This window comes from Streptomyces sp. NBC_01232 (assembly GCF_035989885.1).
Classification (GTDB): Bacteria; Actinomycetota; Actinomycetes; order Streptomycetales; family Streptomycetaceae; genus Streptomyces.
Window position 1 is genome coordinate 8,006,644 of the sequence record NZ_CP108518.1, and the last position, 16,785, is coordinate 8,023,428.

The 16,785-nt window shown below is 72.9% G+C and carries 20 protein-coding genes; 12 read left to right on the forward strand and 8 right to left on the reverse strand.

Annotated elements, in window-relative coordinates; genetic code table 11:
- Nucleotides 1-191: 191 nt before the first annotated feature.
- The gene (locus OG444_RS36750) at nucleotides 192-1,892 is read left to right on the forward strand and encodes a serine/threonine-protein kinase (RefSeq protein WP_327266197.1); all 1,701 of its coding nucleotides are present in this window, start codon (nucleotides 192-194) and stop codon (nucleotides 1,890-1,892) included.
- Between the two features lie 103 nt (nucleotides 1,893-1,995).
- Here OG444_RS36750 and OG444_RS36755 read toward each other — a convergent pair whose 3' ends face one another.
- From OG444_RS36755 to OG444_RS36765, 3 genes are all read right to left on the reverse strand, one after another.
- A complete protein-coding gene (locus OG444_RS36755; RefSeq protein ID WP_327266198.1) occupies nucleotides 1,996-2,370 on the reverse strand; it encodes a VOC family protein in 375 nt (124 codons plus the stop codon).
- Between the two features lie 38 nt (nucleotides 2,371-2,408).
- On the reverse strand, nucleotides 2,409-3,515 hold the full coding sequence (locus OG444_RS36760) for a PP2C family protein-serine/threonine phosphatase (RefSeq protein ID WP_327266199.1): 1,107 nt from the start codon (nucleotides 3,513-3,515) through the stop codon (nucleotides 2,409-2,411).
- Between the two features lie 128 nt (nucleotides 3,516-3,643).
- Nucleotides 3,644-4,471 (reverse strand): LysR family transcriptional regulator substrate-binding protein, encoded by an 828-nt coding sequence (locus OG444_RS36765; RefSeq protein ID WP_327266200.1) that lies wholly within the window; start codon nucleotides 4,469-4,471, stop codon nucleotides 3,644-3,646.
- Between the two features lie 58 nt (nucleotides 4,472-4,529).
- Here OG444_RS36765 and OG444_RS36770 point away from each other — a divergent pair, with 58 nt between their 5' ends.
- The gene (locus OG444_RS36770) at nucleotides 4,530-4,934 is read left to right on the forward strand and encodes a DUF5997 family protein (RefSeq protein WP_327266201.1); all 405 of its coding nucleotides are present in this window, start codon (nucleotides 4,530-4,532) and stop codon (nucleotides 4,932-4,934) included.
- Nucleotides 4,935-5,022: 88 nt separating this feature from the next.
- Here OG444_RS36770 and OG444_RS36775 read toward each other — a convergent pair whose 3' ends face one another.
- Nucleotides 5,023-5,595, reverse strand: coding sequence for a YdeI/OmpD-associated family protein (locus tag OG444_RS36775; RefSeq protein ID WP_327266202.1), 573 nt, complete (start codon nucleotides 5,593-5,595; stop codon nucleotides 5,023-5,025).
- A gap of 61 nt (nucleotides 5,596-5,656) precedes the next feature.
- On the opposite strand from OG444_RS36775, the gene OG444_RS36780 reads away from it, so the two are divergent.
- A complete protein-coding gene (locus OG444_RS36780) occupies nucleotides 5,657-5,824 on the forward strand; it encodes a hypothetical protein (RefSeq protein WP_327266203.1) in 168 nt (55 codons plus the stop codon).
- 183 nt (nucleotides 5,825-6,007) lie between these two features.
- On the opposite strand, the gene OG444_RS36785 is transcribed toward OG444_RS36780, so the two are convergent.
- Nucleotides 6,008-6,463 (reverse strand): DoxX family protein, encoded by a 456-nt coding sequence (locus OG444_RS36785; protein WP_327266204.1) that lies wholly within the window; start codon nucleotides 6,461-6,463, stop codon nucleotides 6,008-6,010.
- 447 nt (nucleotides 6,464-6,910) lie between these two features.
- Here OG444_RS36785 and OG444_RS36790 point away from each other — a divergent pair, with 447 nt between their 5' ends.
- From OG444_RS36790 to OG444_RS36815, 6 genes are all read left to right on the forward strand, one after another.
- Nucleotides 6,911-7,867, forward strand: a complete 957-nt coding sequence (locus tag OG444_RS36790; protein ID WP_327266205.1) for a tellurite resistance/C4-dicarboxylate transporter family protein — start codon at nucleotides 6,911-6,913, stop codon at nucleotides 7,865-7,867.
- Between the two features lie 64 nt (nucleotides 7,868-7,931).
- Complete coding sequence (locus OG444_RS36795; protein ID WP_327266206.1) at nucleotides 7,932-8,366, forward strand: VOC family protein; 435 nt, start codon at nucleotides 7,932-7,934, stop codon at nucleotides 8,364-8,366.
- Nucleotides 8,367-8,436: 70 nt separating this feature from the next.
- Entirely contained in the window at nucleotides 8,437-9,123 is a 687-nt protein-coding gene (locus tag OG444_RS36800) for an epimerase (protein WP_327266207.1), read from the forward strand.
- Between the two features lie 57 nt (nucleotides 9,124-9,180).
- Complete coding sequence (locus OG444_RS36805; protein ID WP_327266208.1) at nucleotides 9,181-10,389, forward strand: RNA ligase; 1,209 nt, start codon at nucleotides 9,181-9,183, stop codon at nucleotides 10,387-10,389.
- Between the two features lie 3 nt (nucleotides 10,390-10,392).
- Nucleotides 10,393-11,367 carry a phosphatase domain-containing protein gene (locus OG444_RS36810; protein ID WP_327266209.1) on the forward strand — a complete coding sequence of 325 codons (975 nt, stop codon included), beginning with the start codon at nucleotides 10,393-10,395 and terminating at the stop codon, nucleotides 11,365-11,367.
- A gap of 12 nt (nucleotides 11,368-11,379) precedes the next feature.
- Nucleotides 11,380-11,730 carry an NTP pyrophosphohydrolase gene (locus tag OG444_RS36815; RefSeq protein WP_327266210.1) on the forward strand — a complete coding sequence of 117 codons (351 nt, stop codon included), beginning with the start codon at nucleotides 11,380-11,382 and terminating at the stop codon, nucleotides 11,728-11,730.
- Nucleotides 11,731-11,769: 39 nt separating this feature from the next.
- On the opposite strand, the gene OG444_RS36820 is transcribed toward OG444_RS36815, so the two are convergent.
- Complete coding sequence (locus OG444_RS36820; protein ID WP_327266211.1) at nucleotides 11,770-12,213, reverse strand: SH3 domain-containing protein; 444 nt, start codon at nucleotides 12,211-12,213, stop codon at nucleotides 11,770-11,772.
- 536 nt (nucleotides 12,214-12,749) lie between these two features.
- Here OG444_RS36820 and OG444_RS36825 point away from each other — a divergent pair.
- Nucleotides 12,750-13,118, forward strand: coding sequence for a YbjQ family protein (locus tag OG444_RS36825; protein ID WP_327266212.1), 369 nt, complete (start codon nucleotides 12,750-12,752; stop codon nucleotides 13,116-13,118).
- A 47-nt stretch (nucleotides 13,119-13,165) separates the two neighbouring features.
- Nucleotides 13,166-13,666: a GNAT family N-acetyltransferase gene (locus OG444_RS36830; RefSeq protein WP_327266213.1), complete on the forward strand. Its 501-nt coding sequence runs from the start codon at nucleotides 13,166-13,168 to the stop codon at nucleotides 13,664-13,666.
- Nucleotides 13,667-13,706: 40 nt separating this feature from the next.
- On the opposite strand, the gene OG444_RS36835 is transcribed toward OG444_RS36830, so the two are convergent.
- Together OG444_RS36835 and OG444_RS36840 are read right to left on the reverse strand one after the other, a co-directional pair.
- Entirely contained in the window at nucleotides 13,707-14,171 is a 465-nt protein-coding gene (locus OG444_RS36835) for a hypothetical protein (RefSeq protein ID WP_327266214.1), read from the reverse strand.
- 52 nt (nucleotides 14,172-14,223) lie between these two features.
- Nucleotides 14,224-16,026, reverse strand: coding sequence for a serine/threonine-protein kinase (locus OG444_RS36840; protein ID WP_327266215.1), 1,803 nt, complete (start codon nucleotides 16,024-16,026; stop codon nucleotides 14,224-14,226).
- A 101-nt stretch (nucleotides 16,027-16,127) separates the two neighbouring features.
- Between OG444_RS36840 and OG444_RS36845 the strand changes: the two genes are divergently transcribed.
- Nucleotides 16,128-16,757: a class I SAM-dependent methyltransferase gene (locus OG444_RS36845; protein WP_327266216.1), complete on the forward strand. Its 630-nt coding sequence runs from the start codon at nucleotides 16,128-16,130 to the stop codon at nucleotides 16,755-16,757.
- Nucleotides 16,758-16,785: the final 28 nt, after the last annotated feature.

Sequence of the window (16,785 nt, forward strand, 5' to 3'; positions counted from 1 at the left end):
TTCGTTCGTTTCTGTACGGCGGCGATGAGCCTTAGGTTCCACTTAAGGTGGAGGTAAGGGCGGGCTACGGAAGCCGGGGGGAAGCCGGGGGAGGGCACGGTTACGGCGCCCGTCGGGGTCGGTGACGGACTAATATCCACCTGCCCGGCCGACCGGGCGCACGGGGCGATTTCGGGGGAAGCATGGCGGAGATGGTGGACACGTCACTGAGTGTGGGTGTCCTGGCCGTGGCCGGTCCGGCGCTCGTGGTGCGGCTGTTGTCACTGCCGCTGCTCCTGCGCGCCCAGGATGCCGTGCGCGAGCGGGTGTCGGCCGCCCGGGACGGGCGTGCGGCGCCAGGCAGAGCGGCCGTCGTCGGGGAGCTGGTGGTACAGCTCGGCGGCGGCGCCGTCCTGGTGGCGCTGCTGCTGATGCTGCGCCGGTCCCTTCCCGGCCTGGACATGCTGGCGGAACCGGCCGCCTGGGGGCAGGCGTTCCCCCTGGCCATCGAGTTCGGCCTGCCTCTGACGCTGGCCCGGACCTACTTCGTCGGCGGGGCGATCGTCGCCCTAACGCTCTGGCTCCTGCTGTGGTTCCTGACGCAGCGCAGCCTGCTGACCGCCGGTGCACCCGCGCAGCCCGGGGCGCCGTCTCCGAACGGCCCGCGGACGGCCGCCCTGCTCGCCCTCCGGGTGGCCGTCGGCGTGTTCGCACCCGTCGGGGTGCTGCTGGCCGCCCTCGTGTTCCAGGCCGTCGCCCTCATCGCCAGCTCCAGGGCCCGGGGGACGGCCCGTGCCGGCGGAGGTCTCCCCGTCACGGTCACGCCCTCGGTCGCGCCTTCGATCGCTCCGTCGGTCACGCCCGCGGCCGCGGCCACAGCCACGGCCCCGCCGCTTGCGCCGCTGACCCCGCTGGTTCCGCCGGCGCCCTCGTTCCCGCCCGCGCGGCAGGTCCCGTACCTTCCGACGCAGGCCGACCGGAGCACCGGAGCGGTGCCGCAGGTCGCCTGTCAGGAGCTGAACCCGAACGAGCCGCGCACGATCGCCGGATACCAGCTGCTCGGCCGGATCGGGGCCGGCGGGATGGGAACGGTGTACCTGGCCCGGCGCGAGGGGGCGGCGACCCAGGTGGCCCTGAAGACGATCCACCCCGAACTCCTGGACCACGCCGAGCTGTTGCTGCGCTTCGAGCGCGAGGTGGAGGTGCTGTCCATGGTGTCCGGCGCCTACACCGCCCGGGTGCTCGACGCCGGGGTGGACGCCGGACGCCCGTACCTGGCCATGGAGTTGCTCGACGGACGGCCCCTCGACGTCCACCTGCGGGAGCAGGGCCCGATCCGCTCCCCGGAGGCGCTGCGCGCCCTGGCCCTCGCGCTGGCCGTGGCGCTCTCCGGTGTGCACAGGCTCGGCCTCGTGCACCGGGACCTCAAGCCCGCCAACATCATGCTCACCACTGCCGGACCGCGCCTGCTCGACTTCGGGATCGCGGCGCTCGTGGACGGCACCCGGCTCACCCGCACCGGCGGCGGACCGGGCACCCTGACCTACATGGCACCGGAGCAGTTCGGCGACGAGCGTGTCGGGACGGCCGCCGACGTGTGGGCGTGGGCCTGCTGCGTGGTGTGCGCGGCCCACGGCACCAGTCCGTTCTCGGCGACGAGCACGGGCGCGGTGATCCGCCGGATCGTGGACACCGGTCCCGAGCCCGCCGCGCTGGAGGCGGTACGGGCGCTCGATCCGGCCCTCGCGGCCGCCGTCGGGCGGGCGTTGACCGCGGATCCCGCCGGGCGCCCGGCGGACGGCGCGGCCCTGGTCGAGCTGCTGACCGGGCCCCAGGGGCCGGACCCGAGGCTGCCGGACGCGGGCGCGGTCCGCGAGCAGATCACGCAGGGCTGGCGCACGCTGACCCTCTGACCCTCTGACCCTCTGACCTTCTGACCCTCTACCCCCTGGCCCTCTGACCTGACCCGGCCGACTCGGTCGTCCGGACCGTTCCCGTTGTCCCGGCCGGCCCGGGTCAGCCGTGCGTGGCGTCGATGACGCAGAAGCGGTTGCCCTCGGGATCGGCCAGCACGACGAAGTCGGGGTCCTCCGGATAGGAGTCCCAGTCGACCTGCCGGGCACCCAGTGACACCAGTCGCGCCACCTCCGCCCCCTGCTCCGCGGCGTCCGCCGCGTACAGGTCGAGGTGGACGCGCGGGTGTTCCTGTACGGGGCTGACACTGCGGCCGAGGGCCAGGCCCGGACCGCCTGCCCCGTCGGCCGGGACGAGGACGGTCCAGCCGTCGTCCACCTCGCCGTCGCGGGGTACGTATCCCAGCGCCCGGGTCCAGAATTCGGCGGCCCGGCGCACGTCCGCGGCGCCCATGACGATCGTTCCGAGGGTCAGCATGATCCGATTCTGGCAAACCGGGTCCGGCCCGACACCCCCTAAGGGCGCAACGGACGAGAGATGGCCACCATCGCAGCGTCGTCGTCGAGCCGGTGCCCGGCCGCGTGCGCGAGCAGGTCCTCGCACAATCGGTCCAGCAGGGCCTGCGGCGCCAGGCCCGACCACGCGGTCACGCGCTCCGCCAGGGGGTAGAAGGCGCCCGACCCGTCGCGCGCCTCCAGGACGCCGTCCGTGTAGAGGAGCAGGACGTCGCCGTCGCCGAAGGCGAAGGTCTGCGCGGTGACGTCCGAAGCCACGAGTCCGGCGAGACCCAGCGGCGGCGCGGGCCGCGGCACCTCCAGCTGGACGGCTCCGCCCGCGCGCAGCACGAGCAGCGGCGGCGGATGGCCGCAGCTGACGAGGTGCAGCACTTGCCCGGCGTCGGGGATCTCCAGGACGGCCGCGGTCACGAAGCTCTCCCCCTCGTCCCCGGCGCCGCCGTCCAGGTCCGCGGAGACCGCGGCTTCCAGGTAGTCCACCAGGCCCGGCAGCCGGGCCTCCTGGTGGGCGGAGGCCCGGAAGGCGCCCATGACGAGGGCGGCGTCCCCGACCGCGTCCAGCCCCTTGCCCCGGACATCGCCGATGATCAGCCGCGTTCCCGTGGCCGTCCGGGCGGCGGCGTACAGGTCGCCGCCGATCTGGGCCTCGGCCGCGGCGGCGAGGTAGACGGAGGCGACACCCAGCGGACCGATCCGGTCCGGCAGGGGCCGCAGGACCACCTCCTGCGCGGTCTCCGCCACCGAACGCAGCTGGACCACTTCCTTCTCGTGCACCTCGCGCAGGTGGGCGAAGAAGGTCACGAACACCGAGATCATCACGAGTGCGATGATCTGGAAGGTGTGGTTCAGGTCGGTCACGGTGGTACTGCCCACCGCGACCACGATCTGCGCCAGTACGGCGACCACACCCACCAGGGCCGTCATCCGGGGACCCGCGAACGACGCGGTCACCGCCGGTGCCGCGGCCAGGAAAGGTCCCAGGTGCACCTCGGGGGGAGCGATCAGGTCGACCGCCGTCACCAGGGCGATCAGCGCGAACGGAACCGCCAGCTGTGCGTGCCTCACCTGCGGGTGGTGGTGTCGTGCGTGCGACCGCCGGAGATACATCCCCCCTGCATACACCGAGAGGCGATCCGGACCCCCGAAGCCAGGCCGTCACGGGCCCAGCCGGTACTGGACCGGGCCCATCCCGTCCTCGGTCCGTACGGGCTTAGCTCCCCAGGCCCTACGTCCTCCTACGGACGGCGCCGGGGCTTGCCGCTCTTGCCGCCGCCCTTGGGGGCACCGGAACCGCCGCGGGTGTTCTTGCCCGCCGGCTTCCCGGACCCCGACCTGCCGGCCCCGGACTTGCCGGCCCCCGACTTCCGCTGAGCCCCGCCGGCGCCGCCCGCTCCCGCACCCGTTTCCGGGCGCTTGCGCTTCGTCTTGGGCTGCGGCGGGGTCGGCGCGCGGCCCCGCGTGCTGTTCACGGTCCGGCCGCGGACGATCCCGATGAACTCCTCCACCAGATCGGTGGTCTCCTCCTGCGGCCACGACAGCGCGACCCGCGATGCGGGCGCGTCCGAGACCGTCCGGTAGGTCAGGTCCTTGCGGTGGTGCAGACGGGCGAGCGACTGCGGGACGACGAGCACGCCCACCCCGGCCGCCACCAGCTCGATCGCGTCCGCCGTCGTCTCGGGGCGCTCGATCGCGGGCTTCCCCGGCAGCTGCTCCCAGGCCAGGGTGTCGTCGAGGGGGTGGAACACGATCTCGTCGGCGAGGTCCTCGGTGGACACCTCCTCGGCCGCGGCCACGAGGTGATCCTTGGGGACGACGACCACCGTGGTCTCGGTGTAGAGGGGGATCGCGCTGAGGTCGTCACGGTCGACCGGCAGCCGGACGAACCCGGCGTCGGCGCCGCCCGCCCGCAGTACGCCGAACGCCTCGGTCGGGGACACCGCGACCAGGGTCAGGGGGACGTCGGGCAGCCGCTCGTTCCAGATACGCACCCATTTGCTGGGTGTCACCCCGGGGACATAAGCGAGCCGGAACGAAGGGGGTACTGGTACTTCCGAGCCTGTCACCCCGCAAGGTTACCGGTCGTGGTCGGAGGTAGCGCACACGCTCGATACTCTTGACACCATGACGTCGCACCAGAACACCCAGACGATGAAGCCCGCGACCGCGGCGAAGAAGCTGGGCGTGTACCTCGAGGCCACCCCCGCAGAGTTCCAGGAGGGTGTCGTCTCGCGCAGCGAATTGAGTGCGCTCCAGGCCGAGCCGCCCCAGTGGCTGCAGGAGCTGCGCGCCAACGGTCCGCACCCCCGACCGGTGGTGGCGGCCAAGCTGGGCGTCTCCATCGCCGGCCTCGCCCGCGGCGGGGTCACCGAGCCCCTCACCACGGAGCAGATCGAAGCGCTGAAGCAGGAAGCCCCCGAGTGGCTGCAGCGCGAGCGCGCCACCCAGGCCGAGGTCCGCAAGGAAACGGTCCGCATCAAGGAGAAGAACGCGGAGCGCGCCGAGAAGGCCCGCGACCAGCGCTCCTGACCTGCGGCTCCGCCTCCCGCCAGGCCTGGCTCCCCCACGGGGAGGCCAGGCCTGACGCCTTCCCGCGTCCTGCGCCCGCGCCCCGCGCCTATGGGGCGTCCTCCCGAAGCAGCCGCACCGCCCGGTCGAGCCGGGCCCGCCTGGTCTCCGGCGTGAGCGCCTGGAGCAACGGCAGGATCACCTGGTAGCGCCCGGTCCGGTCGAGCGCCTCGAACGCCTTCCGGGCCTCCGGATCCGCCTCGAACGCCGCCGCCAGATCGGGTGGCACCGTCGCCGTCCGCTGGGACTCGTAGGCGTGCGTCCACCGTCCGTCGGCCTGCGCCCTGCGCACCTCGGCCAGACCCGGCTCGCGCATCCGCCCCGCGGCCGTCAGCTCCGCGACCTTGTCGACGTTCACCTGCGACCACAGGCTCCTGGGCCGGCGGGGTACGTACTTCTGCAGGTAGTGGCGCTCGTCGAGGGCACGCCGCTGCCCGGAGATCCAGCCGTAGCACAGCCCGATGTCGACCAGCTCGTCGTCGGTGACCGACGCGATCCCGGACTTCTTCTTGGCCAGCTTGATCCACACGCCCTCGTGGCGCGTGTGGTGCTCGGCCAGCCAGCTCTCGAAAGCCTCGGCGTCCGCGAAGCCGACGATCTCCACCCCACCCAGTTCCTCCATGCACCCAGGCTATCGGCCACCGTCCGGGCGCCGACGCGTTCGCCCTCGTCATGGTGTTCGCGTGGAGTGCCCGGACGCCGCACTGCTGTCGGTCGGCCCGAACGGCTCGATGAACACGAGCCTGATCCCGTACCTGTCCCTGGGTGTCGCCTGCATGACCGGCCATCGGTTCCGTGAACACCGGCAGCACACCGCCGAGTTGCGCACGGAAGACACCGCATGCAGCTGACGGGTCATCGTGCCCGGCAGGGCACGGCCGTCCGACAGGCCGCGTTCAGCCGCAGCTTCGTCCGCGCGTCCGGGCCCGCGGAGCCGCAGGAGCGGGGCACCGCGGGCCGTGGCGAGGGATTGCCGAGCGCGACCCCGGCGGGGCAGGGCGTTCGAACGGTCAGATGGCCGAGGAGCTGTTCATCTAGGCGGTCACGGTCTCCGGGCGGTTCTCGTCCCGGCGTCCGACCGAGGCCGAGGACCGCGAGGAGAACAGCCCGTCCACCGCCAGCGCGCCGGGGCCGGTGAACACCAGCAGGAGGAAGGCCCAGCAGAACATCGCCGAGGCCTCGCCGCCGTTCTGCAGCGGCCACAGCGCACCCGGCTGGTGCACGGTGAAGTACGCGTACGCCATCGAGCCGGAGGCGACGAAGGCGGCCGCCCGCGTGCCGAGACCCAGCAGGATCAGGGCGCCGGCGACGAGCTGGATGGCGGCGGCGTACCAGCCGGGCCAGGTTCCGGCCGCGACGGTGCCACCACCGTGCGCACCGCCGAGGACACCGAAGAGGGAGGCCGCCCCGTGCGAGGCGAAGAGCAGTCCGGTGACGATCCGGAACAGGCCGACGGCATAGGGCTGGGCATGGTCGAGACGGGCGTTCATGGGGGAGGCTCCTTCGGTAGGGGACGGGTCCCGAAGTCGTGCCGAGGCCCTCGATCGAGGGCGAGCCATAGGTTAGGTAGGCCTTACTGGGCTGACAAGCGCGAGTTCCGGCCACCACCGAGGGCGTCCGACGCTACAGCGCGCCCCTCGGGCCACGCCGTCGGCGCGCGCGGCGGCCGGCGGGCCGGGGACCCGGGCGGCCCACCCTGACGCGGCAGCGCCCGCCCGGCGCACGGGGGACGGGGACCCGCCGGTCCGCCCCCGGTGACGGACCGACAGGTCCGCGCCCGACTCCGATCCCAGGACCGGCCCGGATGCCCGCATGCGCATCGCGCGCAGGCTCGCTCGAACCGGCGCGCAGGAACCATGCCCGCCCGGCCGTGTGGTTCCCGCGCCGGTCGGCCCTGTCCACTGGCGGCCCGCGGAACGGTGGGGTCCGCTGGAGGCGTGAGCATCCTCCCCGGCCGTGACTGGTGGACCGGACTCCCGCCGGCGGCGGGAGCCGCCGTCATGGCCACCGGCATCATCTCCGTCGGCCTGCACCTGACCGGGTACGAGGTGGTGTCGCTGGCCGCGCTCGCCGTCGCCGGGGCGCTGTGGCTCGTACTCGCCGCCGACTTCACCTTCCGGCTGCTGGGCGACCGCGGACGGTTCCGGGCGGAGGCCGACACCCCGGCCGCGCTGACGGCCGTCGCCGCCACAGCCGTCATCGGAGCCCGGCTCTCGGCGCAGGGGTGGCAGACGGCCGCTGCCGTGCTGCTCGTGCTGGCGACCGTGGTGTGGCCGGGACTGCTGATCAACGTCGTCCGGCACTGGGGGCAGCGCATGCCCGGGGCGGCGTTCCTCGGCTGCGTGGCCACCCAGGGGCTCTCCGTCCTCGCCGCCTCCCTCGCCACCGCCGAGCATGTGGACTGGCTGGCCTGGGCGGCACTGGCCGCCTTCTGCCTCGGGCTGTTGCTCTACCTGGCGGCCCTCTTCCGTTTCGACCTCCGAGAGGTGGTGGGCGGGGCGGGGGACCACTGGGTGGCGGGCGGTGCGCTTTCCATCTCGGCCCTTGCCGGATCCAAGCTCACGGCCTCACCCGTATGGACCGGTTCGGCGCACGGCACCCTGCGTACCGTCACGCTGGCCCTGCTCGTCCTGTCCCTCGTCTGGTACGTCGTCCTCCTCGCCGCCGAACTGCGCCACCCGAGGCCGCGCTACGACATCCGGCGCTGGGCCACCGTCTTCCCGCTCGGCATGACGGCCACCGCCTGCCTGTCCGTGGCGGACCCGGCCGGCATCCCCTGGCTGCGCCCGCTGGGCGAGGTACTGCTCTGGGTCTCCGTGGGCGCCTGGCTGCTGACCTTCGCCGCCCTGGTCGCCTCTCATCTCGGCGCCCGGCGCGGGGCGGAGCGCCGATGACGCGGCCCCGGTTGGCGCACGCCGCCGTGTGGCAGTCACGACGGCACCTCAGTAGGGTCCCGGCATGGCCTACACATTCCAGGTGACCATCGACTCGGCCGACCCGCACAGCCTCGCCGACTGGTGGGCCGACGCCCTGGGCTGGGAAGTGGAGCCGAGCGACGAGCCGTTCATCCGCGGCCTGATCGAAGCGGGCCACGCGACCGAGGACGACACCAAGACCCACCGCGGCACCCTCGTCTGGAAGGTGGGAGCCGCCATCCGCCACCCGGAGGGTCTGGAGGGCGCGCCCCGCGTCCTGTTCCAGCTCGTTCCCGAATCCAAGACCGTCAAGAACCGGGTCCACCTCGACGTCCGGACCGGCTCCGACGACCCGCAGACGGTGGTCGAACGCCTCGTCGCCCGCGGCGCGAAGCACCTCCACGAGGGCCGTCAGGGCCCGAGCGTCTGGACGACCCTCGCCGACCCCGAGGGCAACGAGCTCTGCGTCTCCCACTAGGTCGTCTCTTCGAGATCCTGCCGGACCGGGTCGTCCGGCGAGATGTCGGCGAGACGCCTACGCTGCCCGTGTGAACGTCATCCTCTTCGGTGCGACCGGCATGCTCGGCCGGGGCGTCCTGCGCGAATGCCTGCGCGACGATGCGGTCGGGAGCGTCCTCGCGATCGGACGCACACCGCTCGGAGTCAGCCACCCCAAGCTGCGCGAGTGCGTCCAGGACGATCCGTCCGACCTTGCCGCGGCCGGGGTCGACCCGGCCGCGTACGACGCCTGCTTCTTCTGCCTCGGCGTCTCCTCCGTCGGCATGACGGAGGAGGCCTACCGGCGCGTCACCCACGACCTGACGCTCGCCGTGGCCCGGCCGCTGGCCGCCGCCAACCCCGGCATGACCTTCGTCTACGTGTCCGGCGTGGGCACGGACAGCACCGTGCAGGGCCGTTCCATGTGGGCCCGGGTCAAGGGGAAGACCGAGAACGACCTGCTGGAACTGCCCTTCCGCGCCTACATGTTCCGCCCCGGGATCGTCCAGCCGGTGCGCGGCGTGCCCTCGAAGGCCCGCATCTCCCGGATGTTCTACGCGGTCCTCGGCCCCCTGGTCCCCCTCGTCCGATGGGTCGCCCCGAACAGCGTCATCACCTCCGAGGCCTTCGGCCGAGCCATGATCGCCGTCGCCACGCCCGGCACCGAGGTCCCCGGCCACATCCTGCGGCCCGCCGACATCAACCGCCTGGGCGGTGCCCCGACCAGGCATAATTGACTACCGGGCACACCCTCCCGCACGTGAGAATGAGCCATCTCAAACCGGGAGGACCCCATGAGCCAGGAGACCCTGACTCTGCATGACCTGCTGCCCGCACAGGCGCTGGCGGACTCGATCGACGCCGGGTACGTGACCCGCAAGTCGCACCCCGAACTGCCGCTGTCCATCTACACCTACACCCGGACGGCCCAGTACGAACGCGTCTGGAACGAGGTCACCACACGCTGCCGCGGACTCGTCGCCGACGACACCACCGGCGCGATCGTCGCCCTGCCGCTGCCGAAGTTCTTCAACGTCGGCGAGCACGAGTCCGGCCAGCCGTACGCCCCCGCCCTCCCGGACGAGCCGTTCGAGGTGTACGACAAGGTCGACGGCAGCCTCGCCGTCGTCTTCCACTACGCGGGCCGCTGGCGGGTCGCCTCCAAGGGGTCCTTCATCAGCGCCCAGGCGACCTGGGCCCAGCGCCGGCTCGACGGCCGGGACACCGCCGCCCTGCGTCCCGGCACCACGTACTTGGCGGAGATCCTCTACCCGCAGAACCGCATCGTGGTCGACTACGGCGAGCGCCGGGACCTCGTCCTCCTCGCCGCCTTCGGCCAGGACGGCACCGAGGTCCCGCTCGCCGAGGCCGCGTCCCACTGGGAGGCGATCGGCTCGGTCGTCACGGTGTGGCCCGCCATGCCCATCGACGAGCTGGTCGCACTGACCGAGTCCAACACCCTGCCCGGCGGCGCCGCCGCGACCGGCACCCAGGCGGAGGGCTTCGTGCTGCGGTTCGCCTCCGGCGTGCGCGCGAAGGCCAAGCTGTCCGAGTACGTACGGCTCCACCGCGTGCTCACCAAGGTCACCGAGCGGGACATCTGGCGCGCCCACGGCATCCAGCGCTTCGCCGGCCTGCCCGCCAAGCAGGTCGCCCAGGGCCTCGGTTCCACGGTCGCCGAGATCGAGGCCTCGGGCGGCAAGCCGCTGGACGCGCTGCTGGACCAGGTGCCGGACGAGTTCGACGCCTGGGTGCGCGAGGTGATCGACCGGATTGAGGGCGAGGCCGCACGGCGCGAGCGCGCCATCGACGAGGCGTACGCGTCGCTCGCACACCTGGCCGCCGACCGAGGGGCCTTCGCCCGCGCCGTGAAGGAACTGCCCGACCGTGAGGTCAGGCCCGCGATGTTCCTGCGCCTGGACGGCCGGCCCACGGAGCTCGCCGTGTGGCGCAACGTACGGCCGGAGACCTCCGACCCCTTCACGAACGACGAGGAGAACTGACCCGTGTCCGAAGAGACACCCGTGGCCGCTGCCGAGGAGGCCCCGCTGCCCGTCGTCCACCTGATGACGGGCCTGCCGGCTTCCGGCAAGACGACTGCCGCGCGCGCCCTGCAGGCCGAGGCCGGCGGCCGCATGCGCCGCGTCAACCTCGACGACCTGCGACTCATGCTCGACCTGCCCGACCCCGGGCGGGGCCGCAGCTACGCGCACGAGCAGACGGTCCTGACCGTCCAGGACGCGGCGGTCCGCGCGGCGGTCGACGGCGGTTTCGACGTGGTCGTCGACAACACCCACCTGACCAAGCACATCCCCAAGCGGCTCAAGGCCGCGGTCGGCGGTCTGGCGACCTTCGTCGTGCACGACTTCACCGACGTCCCGCTGGAGGAGTGCCTGCGCCGGGACGCCGCCCGGGAGCGTCAGGTCGGCGAGGAGATCATCCGCATCCTGGCCGAGAAGCACGCGAAGGTCCGCAAGGGCGGCTGGCGGCTGACGGCGGAGTGGATGAACGGCGGGGCGAGCGGAGTGGCCGCGCCTCCGGTGACGGAGTACGTCCCCGACCCGGCACTGCCGGCCGCGGTGATGTGCGACATCGACGGCACCCTCGCCATCACCGGCGACCGGGGACCGTACGACTTCTCGCGCTGCGAGCTCGACCTGCTCAACGAGTCGGTGCGGCACGCGCTCGACGCCTTCCGGCGTGCCGACGGCGACGTGATCGTGCTGCTGTCGGGGCGCGGCGAGGAACACCGCCCGCAGACCGAGTCCTGGCTGCGGCGCCACGAGGTGCCGTACGACGAGCTGTGGATGCGCGCGGCTGGTGACACGCGCCGCGACGACGTGGTGAAGGCGGAGCTGTTCGACGCGCACGTGCGTCACCGGTACGCCGTACGGGTCTCGCTCGACGACCGCGACCGGGTGGTCGCGATCTGGCGCCGGATGGGCCTGCCCACCTGGCAGGTCAACTACGGCGACTTCTGAGGGTCCGGCCACGTGGCGAGCGTGCTGATCGTGGACGGCGCGAACGTCGTCGGCTCGGTGCCGGACGGCTGGTGGCGGGACCGGCGGGGCGCGGCCGTCCGGCTGCGCGACCTGCTGGCCGCGCGGGGCGGGGACGAGGAGATCATCCTCGTCGTCGAGGGCGCCGCCCGGGGCATCGAGTCCGTTCCCGGCGTACGGGTGGACCCGGCGCCCGGGAGCGGGGACGACCGGATCGTGGAGCTGGCCGCCGCCCATGCGGAGCGCGGCTGTGTCGTGGTCACGGCCGACCGCGAACTGCGGGAGCGGGTCCGGGCGTACGGAGTGCGGTGCGTGGGCCCGCGTGCCGTACGCCCGGTGGACTGACTGCCTACTGCCTACTGCCCCATGCCGACTGCGGTCGGGTCAGCGGCAGTACTTCACCTCGGAGAGGTTCTTGACGTAGCGGGCGGAGACCCATCGCTCCTTGTCGTACGCGATCTTGGGCATCGCGGCGTCCTGGCCCCAGTCGCTGTTCCGCTCGGCCAGGCGGTACCAGATGCTGTTGCCGTTCACCTTGTCGCCGTGCTTCTTGCAGGCGATCTGGACCTTGGTGTTCGGGTACACGTGGCCGAGGGACTGCGCGCGGGTGCTCGGCCTGCTGCGGACCGTCAGCGGGCCCTTCGACACGACCCGGCCGGTGGCACGCTGGGCGGGGTACACCCCGGGCTGCGCCCCGCCCACGACGATCTCCTGCGGCGCCGGATTGTCCGTCGGACCGTCGTCCGCGACGGCGCCGCCCGCTCCGACCAGACCGAGAACCAGGCTGCCGGTGGCGAGAGCGAGGGTGGTTCTGGTGGGCTTCAGCATGAGCCGGCTCCTCTACGAAGACATCCACCCGGCCGCGACGCGCGGCACGGGGCGGCAACCAGGTGGTTGCCAGGGACGACTATGGAGAGGACGGGGCGCTTAGTGCCGGTGGCTCACCGCCGTTTAACCCGATATGACCAATTTGGCCACTCGGGATGCGCCGGCCGCGCCCTCCCCCGAACGGGCACGGCCGCGCACGCCGGGACCCGTGAGTACAGGGCCTGTACCGGCCGGTGAACCGGCAGAGGAAAATCTACGGGCGGACCGCCCCCACCGCGCCCCTCCACGGGTGGAGACCCGCCTACTGTCCTGGGGGGCGACGCCATACAACCTGGGGAGTACGCGCAAGGGTTCGCGTGCACGTCACCGCCCACCCTGCGGCGTGACAACGCAGGTGCACCGCTGCGGGGGCAGGGCGGTATGTCCGGCCACGCCGGGCCGGGGTCCTGGCGTACGGGTCCGGGCGTGGCCGCCCGGATGCTACGAACGCGCGGTTCGGCGTGCGGGAGGCGATGGCCCGCGCCAGAGTGGGGGCCATGGGTATCGAAGACTACGGCGGCGGCGCCGGCGCGCACGAGAGCGGCGTCCTCGTCGTGACGACCAATGACGTCCCCGGCTACCGGGTCGAGCGGGTGATCGGCGAGGTCTTCGGCCTCACCGTACGCTCCCGTCACCTGGGCAGCCAGATCGGCGCAGGCCTGAAGTCGATGATCGGCGGCGAGCTGAAGGGCCTCACCAAGACCCTGGTGGAGACCCGGAACCAGGCCATGGACCGCCTCATCGAACAGGCGAAGGCGCGCGGCGGGAACGCCGTGCTGATGATGCGCTTCGACGTCACCGACGCGCAGGACGTCGGCACCGAGGTCTGCGCGTACGGGACGGCCGTGGTCCTCGTCCCCGCCTGACCCCTCCGGCCGGACGGCTGTGCGGCGGGGATGCGATGCTCGGTGGCGTGAATGCTCAACGCGAGGTCGTCGTCGTCCGCGTGCCCGGCAGTGCCCTCGCCGCCCGGGACGGGCTGGCCGAACTGCTGGCCGCCTACCATCTGCGGACCCAGGCCGAGAAGGGCGAGGCCGTGGCCGGGGTGGAGGAACTGCCCGGCCGCTACCGGGCGGAGATCGCGGATCCACGAACCGCGTTCGCCGCGGACACCGTGCTGCTCGCGATGAGCGGGGACGCCGCCGTGGGCTGCCTGGTGGTGACCGCCCCGGCCGAGGGGCGGTCCGAGGTGAAGAGGCTCTGGACGGCCCCGGAGTTCCGCGGGCTGGGCATCGCGTCCCGCCTGGTCGCCGCCGCCCTCGCGCAGGCCGCGGAGAGCGGGACCGGTGCGGTGCGGCTGTCGGTGTGGAAGTGGCGGGCGGGCGCGATCGCACTGTACGAGCGGCTCGGGTTCGCCCGCACCGAGTCGTGGGACGAGCGGGACCTGCTCGTCTGCATGGAACGGCCCGTGTGACAGGCGTGCGGGGCCGTGGGTGCATGGCCGCGACGCCCCGTCACGGGGCCGGCCGCCGGTCCCCGCGGTCCTCGGCGCTCCCGCGGGCGAGGATCGTCCTCAGCGCCGCCAGGTCGGCCGGCTCGGTGCGGCGCAGACGGCCGCGGCCGTCCGCGTCGAGGTCGGCGGGGCGGACGACGACCAGCCGCAGCCCGTGCGCCGGGATCTCCACGTCGCGCCGCGCGTCGTACAGGGCACGCTGCTCACCGCGGTGAACGCCGCTGATCGTGAGCCGGTCCGGCTTGTCGAAGTGGGGCACGGGCCGGTCGTGCTGCAGTTCGCGGTATTCCACCACGAGCTCGTGGCCGGGCCAGTAGGCGTCGACCGGCAGCCTGGCGCGGCGACCGCTCGTTCCGGGGTCGCCCAGCAGCCAGTCGAACCTGTGCTGCGGCAGGGCGTCCTCGCCGAGGATCCGGTCGCACAGTCCGATGACGTACGCCTCGTCGCTGTCGTCTCTCGTTCCCATGGCCGGGCATCCTGCCACTCCGGACCGGCCGATGCCCCGTCTTCGGCAGCGACTACCGCTTCCAGAGCGTCACTTCGGTGAGGTACGTCGGGACCTTGTGCAGCCTGTCCGTCGAGGGTTCGACGCCGACGATCTTGATCATGGCCAGGTTGCCCTTGGACGTGACGGTGCAGAGCAGGTCGCCCTGGACGATGGCGCTGTCCGCACCGCTGAGGTCGGACTGCGGCAGGCGGTCCGGGATGGGATCGGTGGCCGCACCGGTCTCGCACGCCTCGGGGGTGGCACCCTTGCTCTTGCCGAACGAGGTTCCGTTCTTGATGTCCTCGAAGCCCATGGCCAGTTCCCGGTCCTTCCAGCCGATCTCGTCGGAGGTGGCCACCTTGGGGAAGTCGAGGTCGACGTCGTTGACCTTGCCGAACTCCCTGGGTGCCAGGAGCTTCAAGGGCCTGTCCTTGAACACCGCGGTGTAGGTGCGACCGGAGGGCGAGGCCGACGCCGAGGCGGACGCCGAGGGGGTCCGGCCGTCGGCCTGCGCCACCGGCGCCGCGGAGTCCTTCGGGGCGTCCGCCGTCTGCTTCGCGCCCTTGTCCTCCTCGCGCGTCAGGTACCAGGTACCGCCCGCGGCGACGGCGACGGCCAGGACTCCCGCACCCACGGCCAGGGGTACGCGGCTTCGGCGCGCCGGGGGAGCGGGCGCGGGCGCCGCCGGAGCGGCGTGGGCGGAGGAGTGGGCATAGGCCGGTGCGGTGGCGGCGGCGGTGGGCGCGCCGTACACCGGGGCCTGGGTCGGCGCGTAGGCCATGGGGACCGGCCCGGAGGCCTGCGTGGGCGCGTACGCCGGGGGCGGGGGCGGGGTCCGAGCCGACGCCGGGGCAGGCGCGGCGGCAGGCGCCGGGGCCGGGGCCGGAGTCGTGGACGGAGCCTGCGCCTGGGCTTGTGCCTGCGCCGACTGCTCGCGGCGGGCGATCTCCGCGGCCAGCGGCCCGGGCAGCCACCCGTTGAAGTCGCGCAGGTCCCGTCCCGCCACTCGGCCGCACCACTCCGCGAGCTCGGCCGGGCGCGGCCGCTGCTCGGCGTCGGCGTGCAGGCAGCGCTCCAGCAGCTGTCGCAGCGGCTCCGGGTAGCCGGTCAGATCCGGCGCCTGCTGCGGGGTGTTGGCTATCGCCGCGGCGATGGACAGGCCCGCCCCGTCGCCGTACGGGTGGCGGCCGGTGGCCACGACCGCGGCGATCAGCCCGAGGGCGAAGACATCGGTCGCCGGGGTGACCGTGCGGCCGAGCGCGTGCTCGGGCGACATGTACTGGGGCGTCCCGATGAACCCGCCGCTGCGCGTCAGCTGGGTGGTGTCGGTGGCCCGTGCGATCCCGAAGTCGATCACCCAGGGGCCGTTCGAACCGAGCAGGATGTTGCTCGGCTTCAGATCGCGGTGCACCACCGAGGCGGCGTGGACGGAGTGCAGGGCCTGCGCCGTGCAGCCGATCAGCTGGAACATCGCGGGCAGCGGCAGCGGGCCGTGGGTGGCGAGGGCGTCGTCGAGCGCCAGGCCCGGCACGAACGCGGTCGCCAGCCAGGGCTGTTCACCGCTGGTGTCGTGGTCGAGGACCGGCACGATGTGGTAGCCCTGCACCCGGCGGGCCGCCTGCACCTCACGTTCGAAGCGGACCCGGAAGTCCTGCTCCTGGGCGAACTCCCGGCGGATGACCTTCAGGGCGACCGGCTGGTTCCCCCGGGTCCGCGAGAGGTAGACGGAGCCCATGCCGCCCTCACCGATCTTCGCGAGCAGCCGGTATCCGGAGATCTCCTGCGGATCCTCCGGTCCGAGCGGTTTCAGTACGGCGGCGTCGGCGTTGGACATGGGCTCCCCCTTGATGATCACTGGCACCAGATCCTAACGGGGGCGTCGCCCGCCACCGCACCGGCCGGTACGGTGGTCGCCCGAGACGAAGGGGCGGCCCGATGAGTCAACGCAAGTCGGCGGCAGACGTGTTCGACGAGCTGGGGGAGCGCTACGAGGAAGTGTTCGGCCGAGTGCCCGGTCAGCTGGCGGCACTTGACTGGCTCACCGCCCGACTGCCCGCCGGGGCGCGGGTGCTGGACGTGGGCAGCGGCACGGGACGGCCCACCGCCGAGGCGCTGGTCCGGGCCGGCTGCGCCGTCACCGGTATCGACGTGTCGGCGGCCATGGTCGAACTGGCCCGCGCCAGAGTCCCGCAGGCGAACTTCGAACAGGCCGACGTACGCACATACACGCCCCGGCGGGCCGGCTTCGACGCCGTCTGCTCCTTCTTCCCGCTCCTGGTGATGGACCAGCCCGAGGTCGCCGGAGCACTGGACCGCATGGCGTCCTGGGTCGCCCCGGGCGGGTACTTCGTGATGGCCACGGTGCCGGGGGACATCCGGGGCCTGGACATCGAGTGGATGGGCCACGAGGTCACCGTCAGCAGCCTCTCCACGGCGGACCACCTGGCCAGGCTCGCCGACCGCGGCCTGGAGGTGCTGCACCACCACACCGCGCACTTCCAGCCCGCCGACGACCGGGCGGGCCCCGAGGAGCACCTCTTCTGCTACGCGCGCCGGAGCATGTGACCGGACGCCGGCCGCGCCCGGTACGGAC

Coding starts and splice junctions, on each gene's coding strand:
- OG444_RS36845 (WP_327266216.1), top strand. CDS start 16,128: ATGAGTCAACGCAAGTCGGCGGCAGACGTGTTCGACGAGCTGGGGGAG.
- OG444_RS36760 (WP_327266199.1), bottom strand. CDS start 3,515: ATGTATCTCCGGCGGTCGCACGCACGACACCACCACCCGCAGGTGAGG.
- OG444_RS36775 (WP_327266202.1), bottom strand. CDS start 5,595: ATGGAGGAACTGGGTGGGGTGGAGATCGTCGGCTTCGCGGACGCCGAG.
- OG444_RS36755 (WP_327266198.1), bottom strand. CDS start 2,370: ATGCTGACCCTCGGAACGATCGTCATGGGCGCCGCGGACGTGCGCCGG.
- OG444_RS36825 (WP_327266212.1), top strand. CDS start 12,750: ATGGGTATCGAAGACTACGGCGGCGGCGCCGGCGCGCACGAGAGCGGC.
- OG444_RS36840 (WP_327266215.1), bottom strand. CDS start 16,026: ATGTCCAACGCCGACGCCGCCGTACTGAAACCGCTCGGACCGGAGGAT.
- OG444_RS36795 (WP_327266206.1), top strand. CDS start 7,932: ATGGCCTACACATTCCAGGTGACCATCGACTCGGCCGACCCGCACAGC.
- OG444_RS36835 (WP_327266214.1), bottom strand. CDS start 14,171: ATGGGAACGAGAGACGACAGCGACGAGGCGTACGTCATCGGACTGTGC.
- OG444_RS36750 (WP_327266197.1), top strand. CDS start 192: ATGGTGGACACGTCACTGAGTGTGGGTGTCCTGGCCGTGGCCGGTCCG.
- OG444_RS36820 (WP_327266211.1), bottom strand. CDS start 12,213: ATGCTGAAGCCCACCAGAACCACCCTCGCTCTCGCCACCGGCAGCCTG.
- OG444_RS36805 (WP_327266208.1), top strand. CDS start 9,181: ATGAGCCAGGAGACCCTGACTCTGCATGACCTGCTGCCCGCACAGGCG.
- OG444_RS36770 (WP_327266201.1), top strand. CDS start 4,530: ATGACGTCGCACCAGAACACCCAGACGATGAAGCCCGCGACCGCGGCG.
- OG444_RS36785 (WP_327266204.1), bottom strand. CDS start 6,463: ATGAACGCCCGTCTCGACCATGCCCAGCCCTATGCCGTCGGCCTGTTC.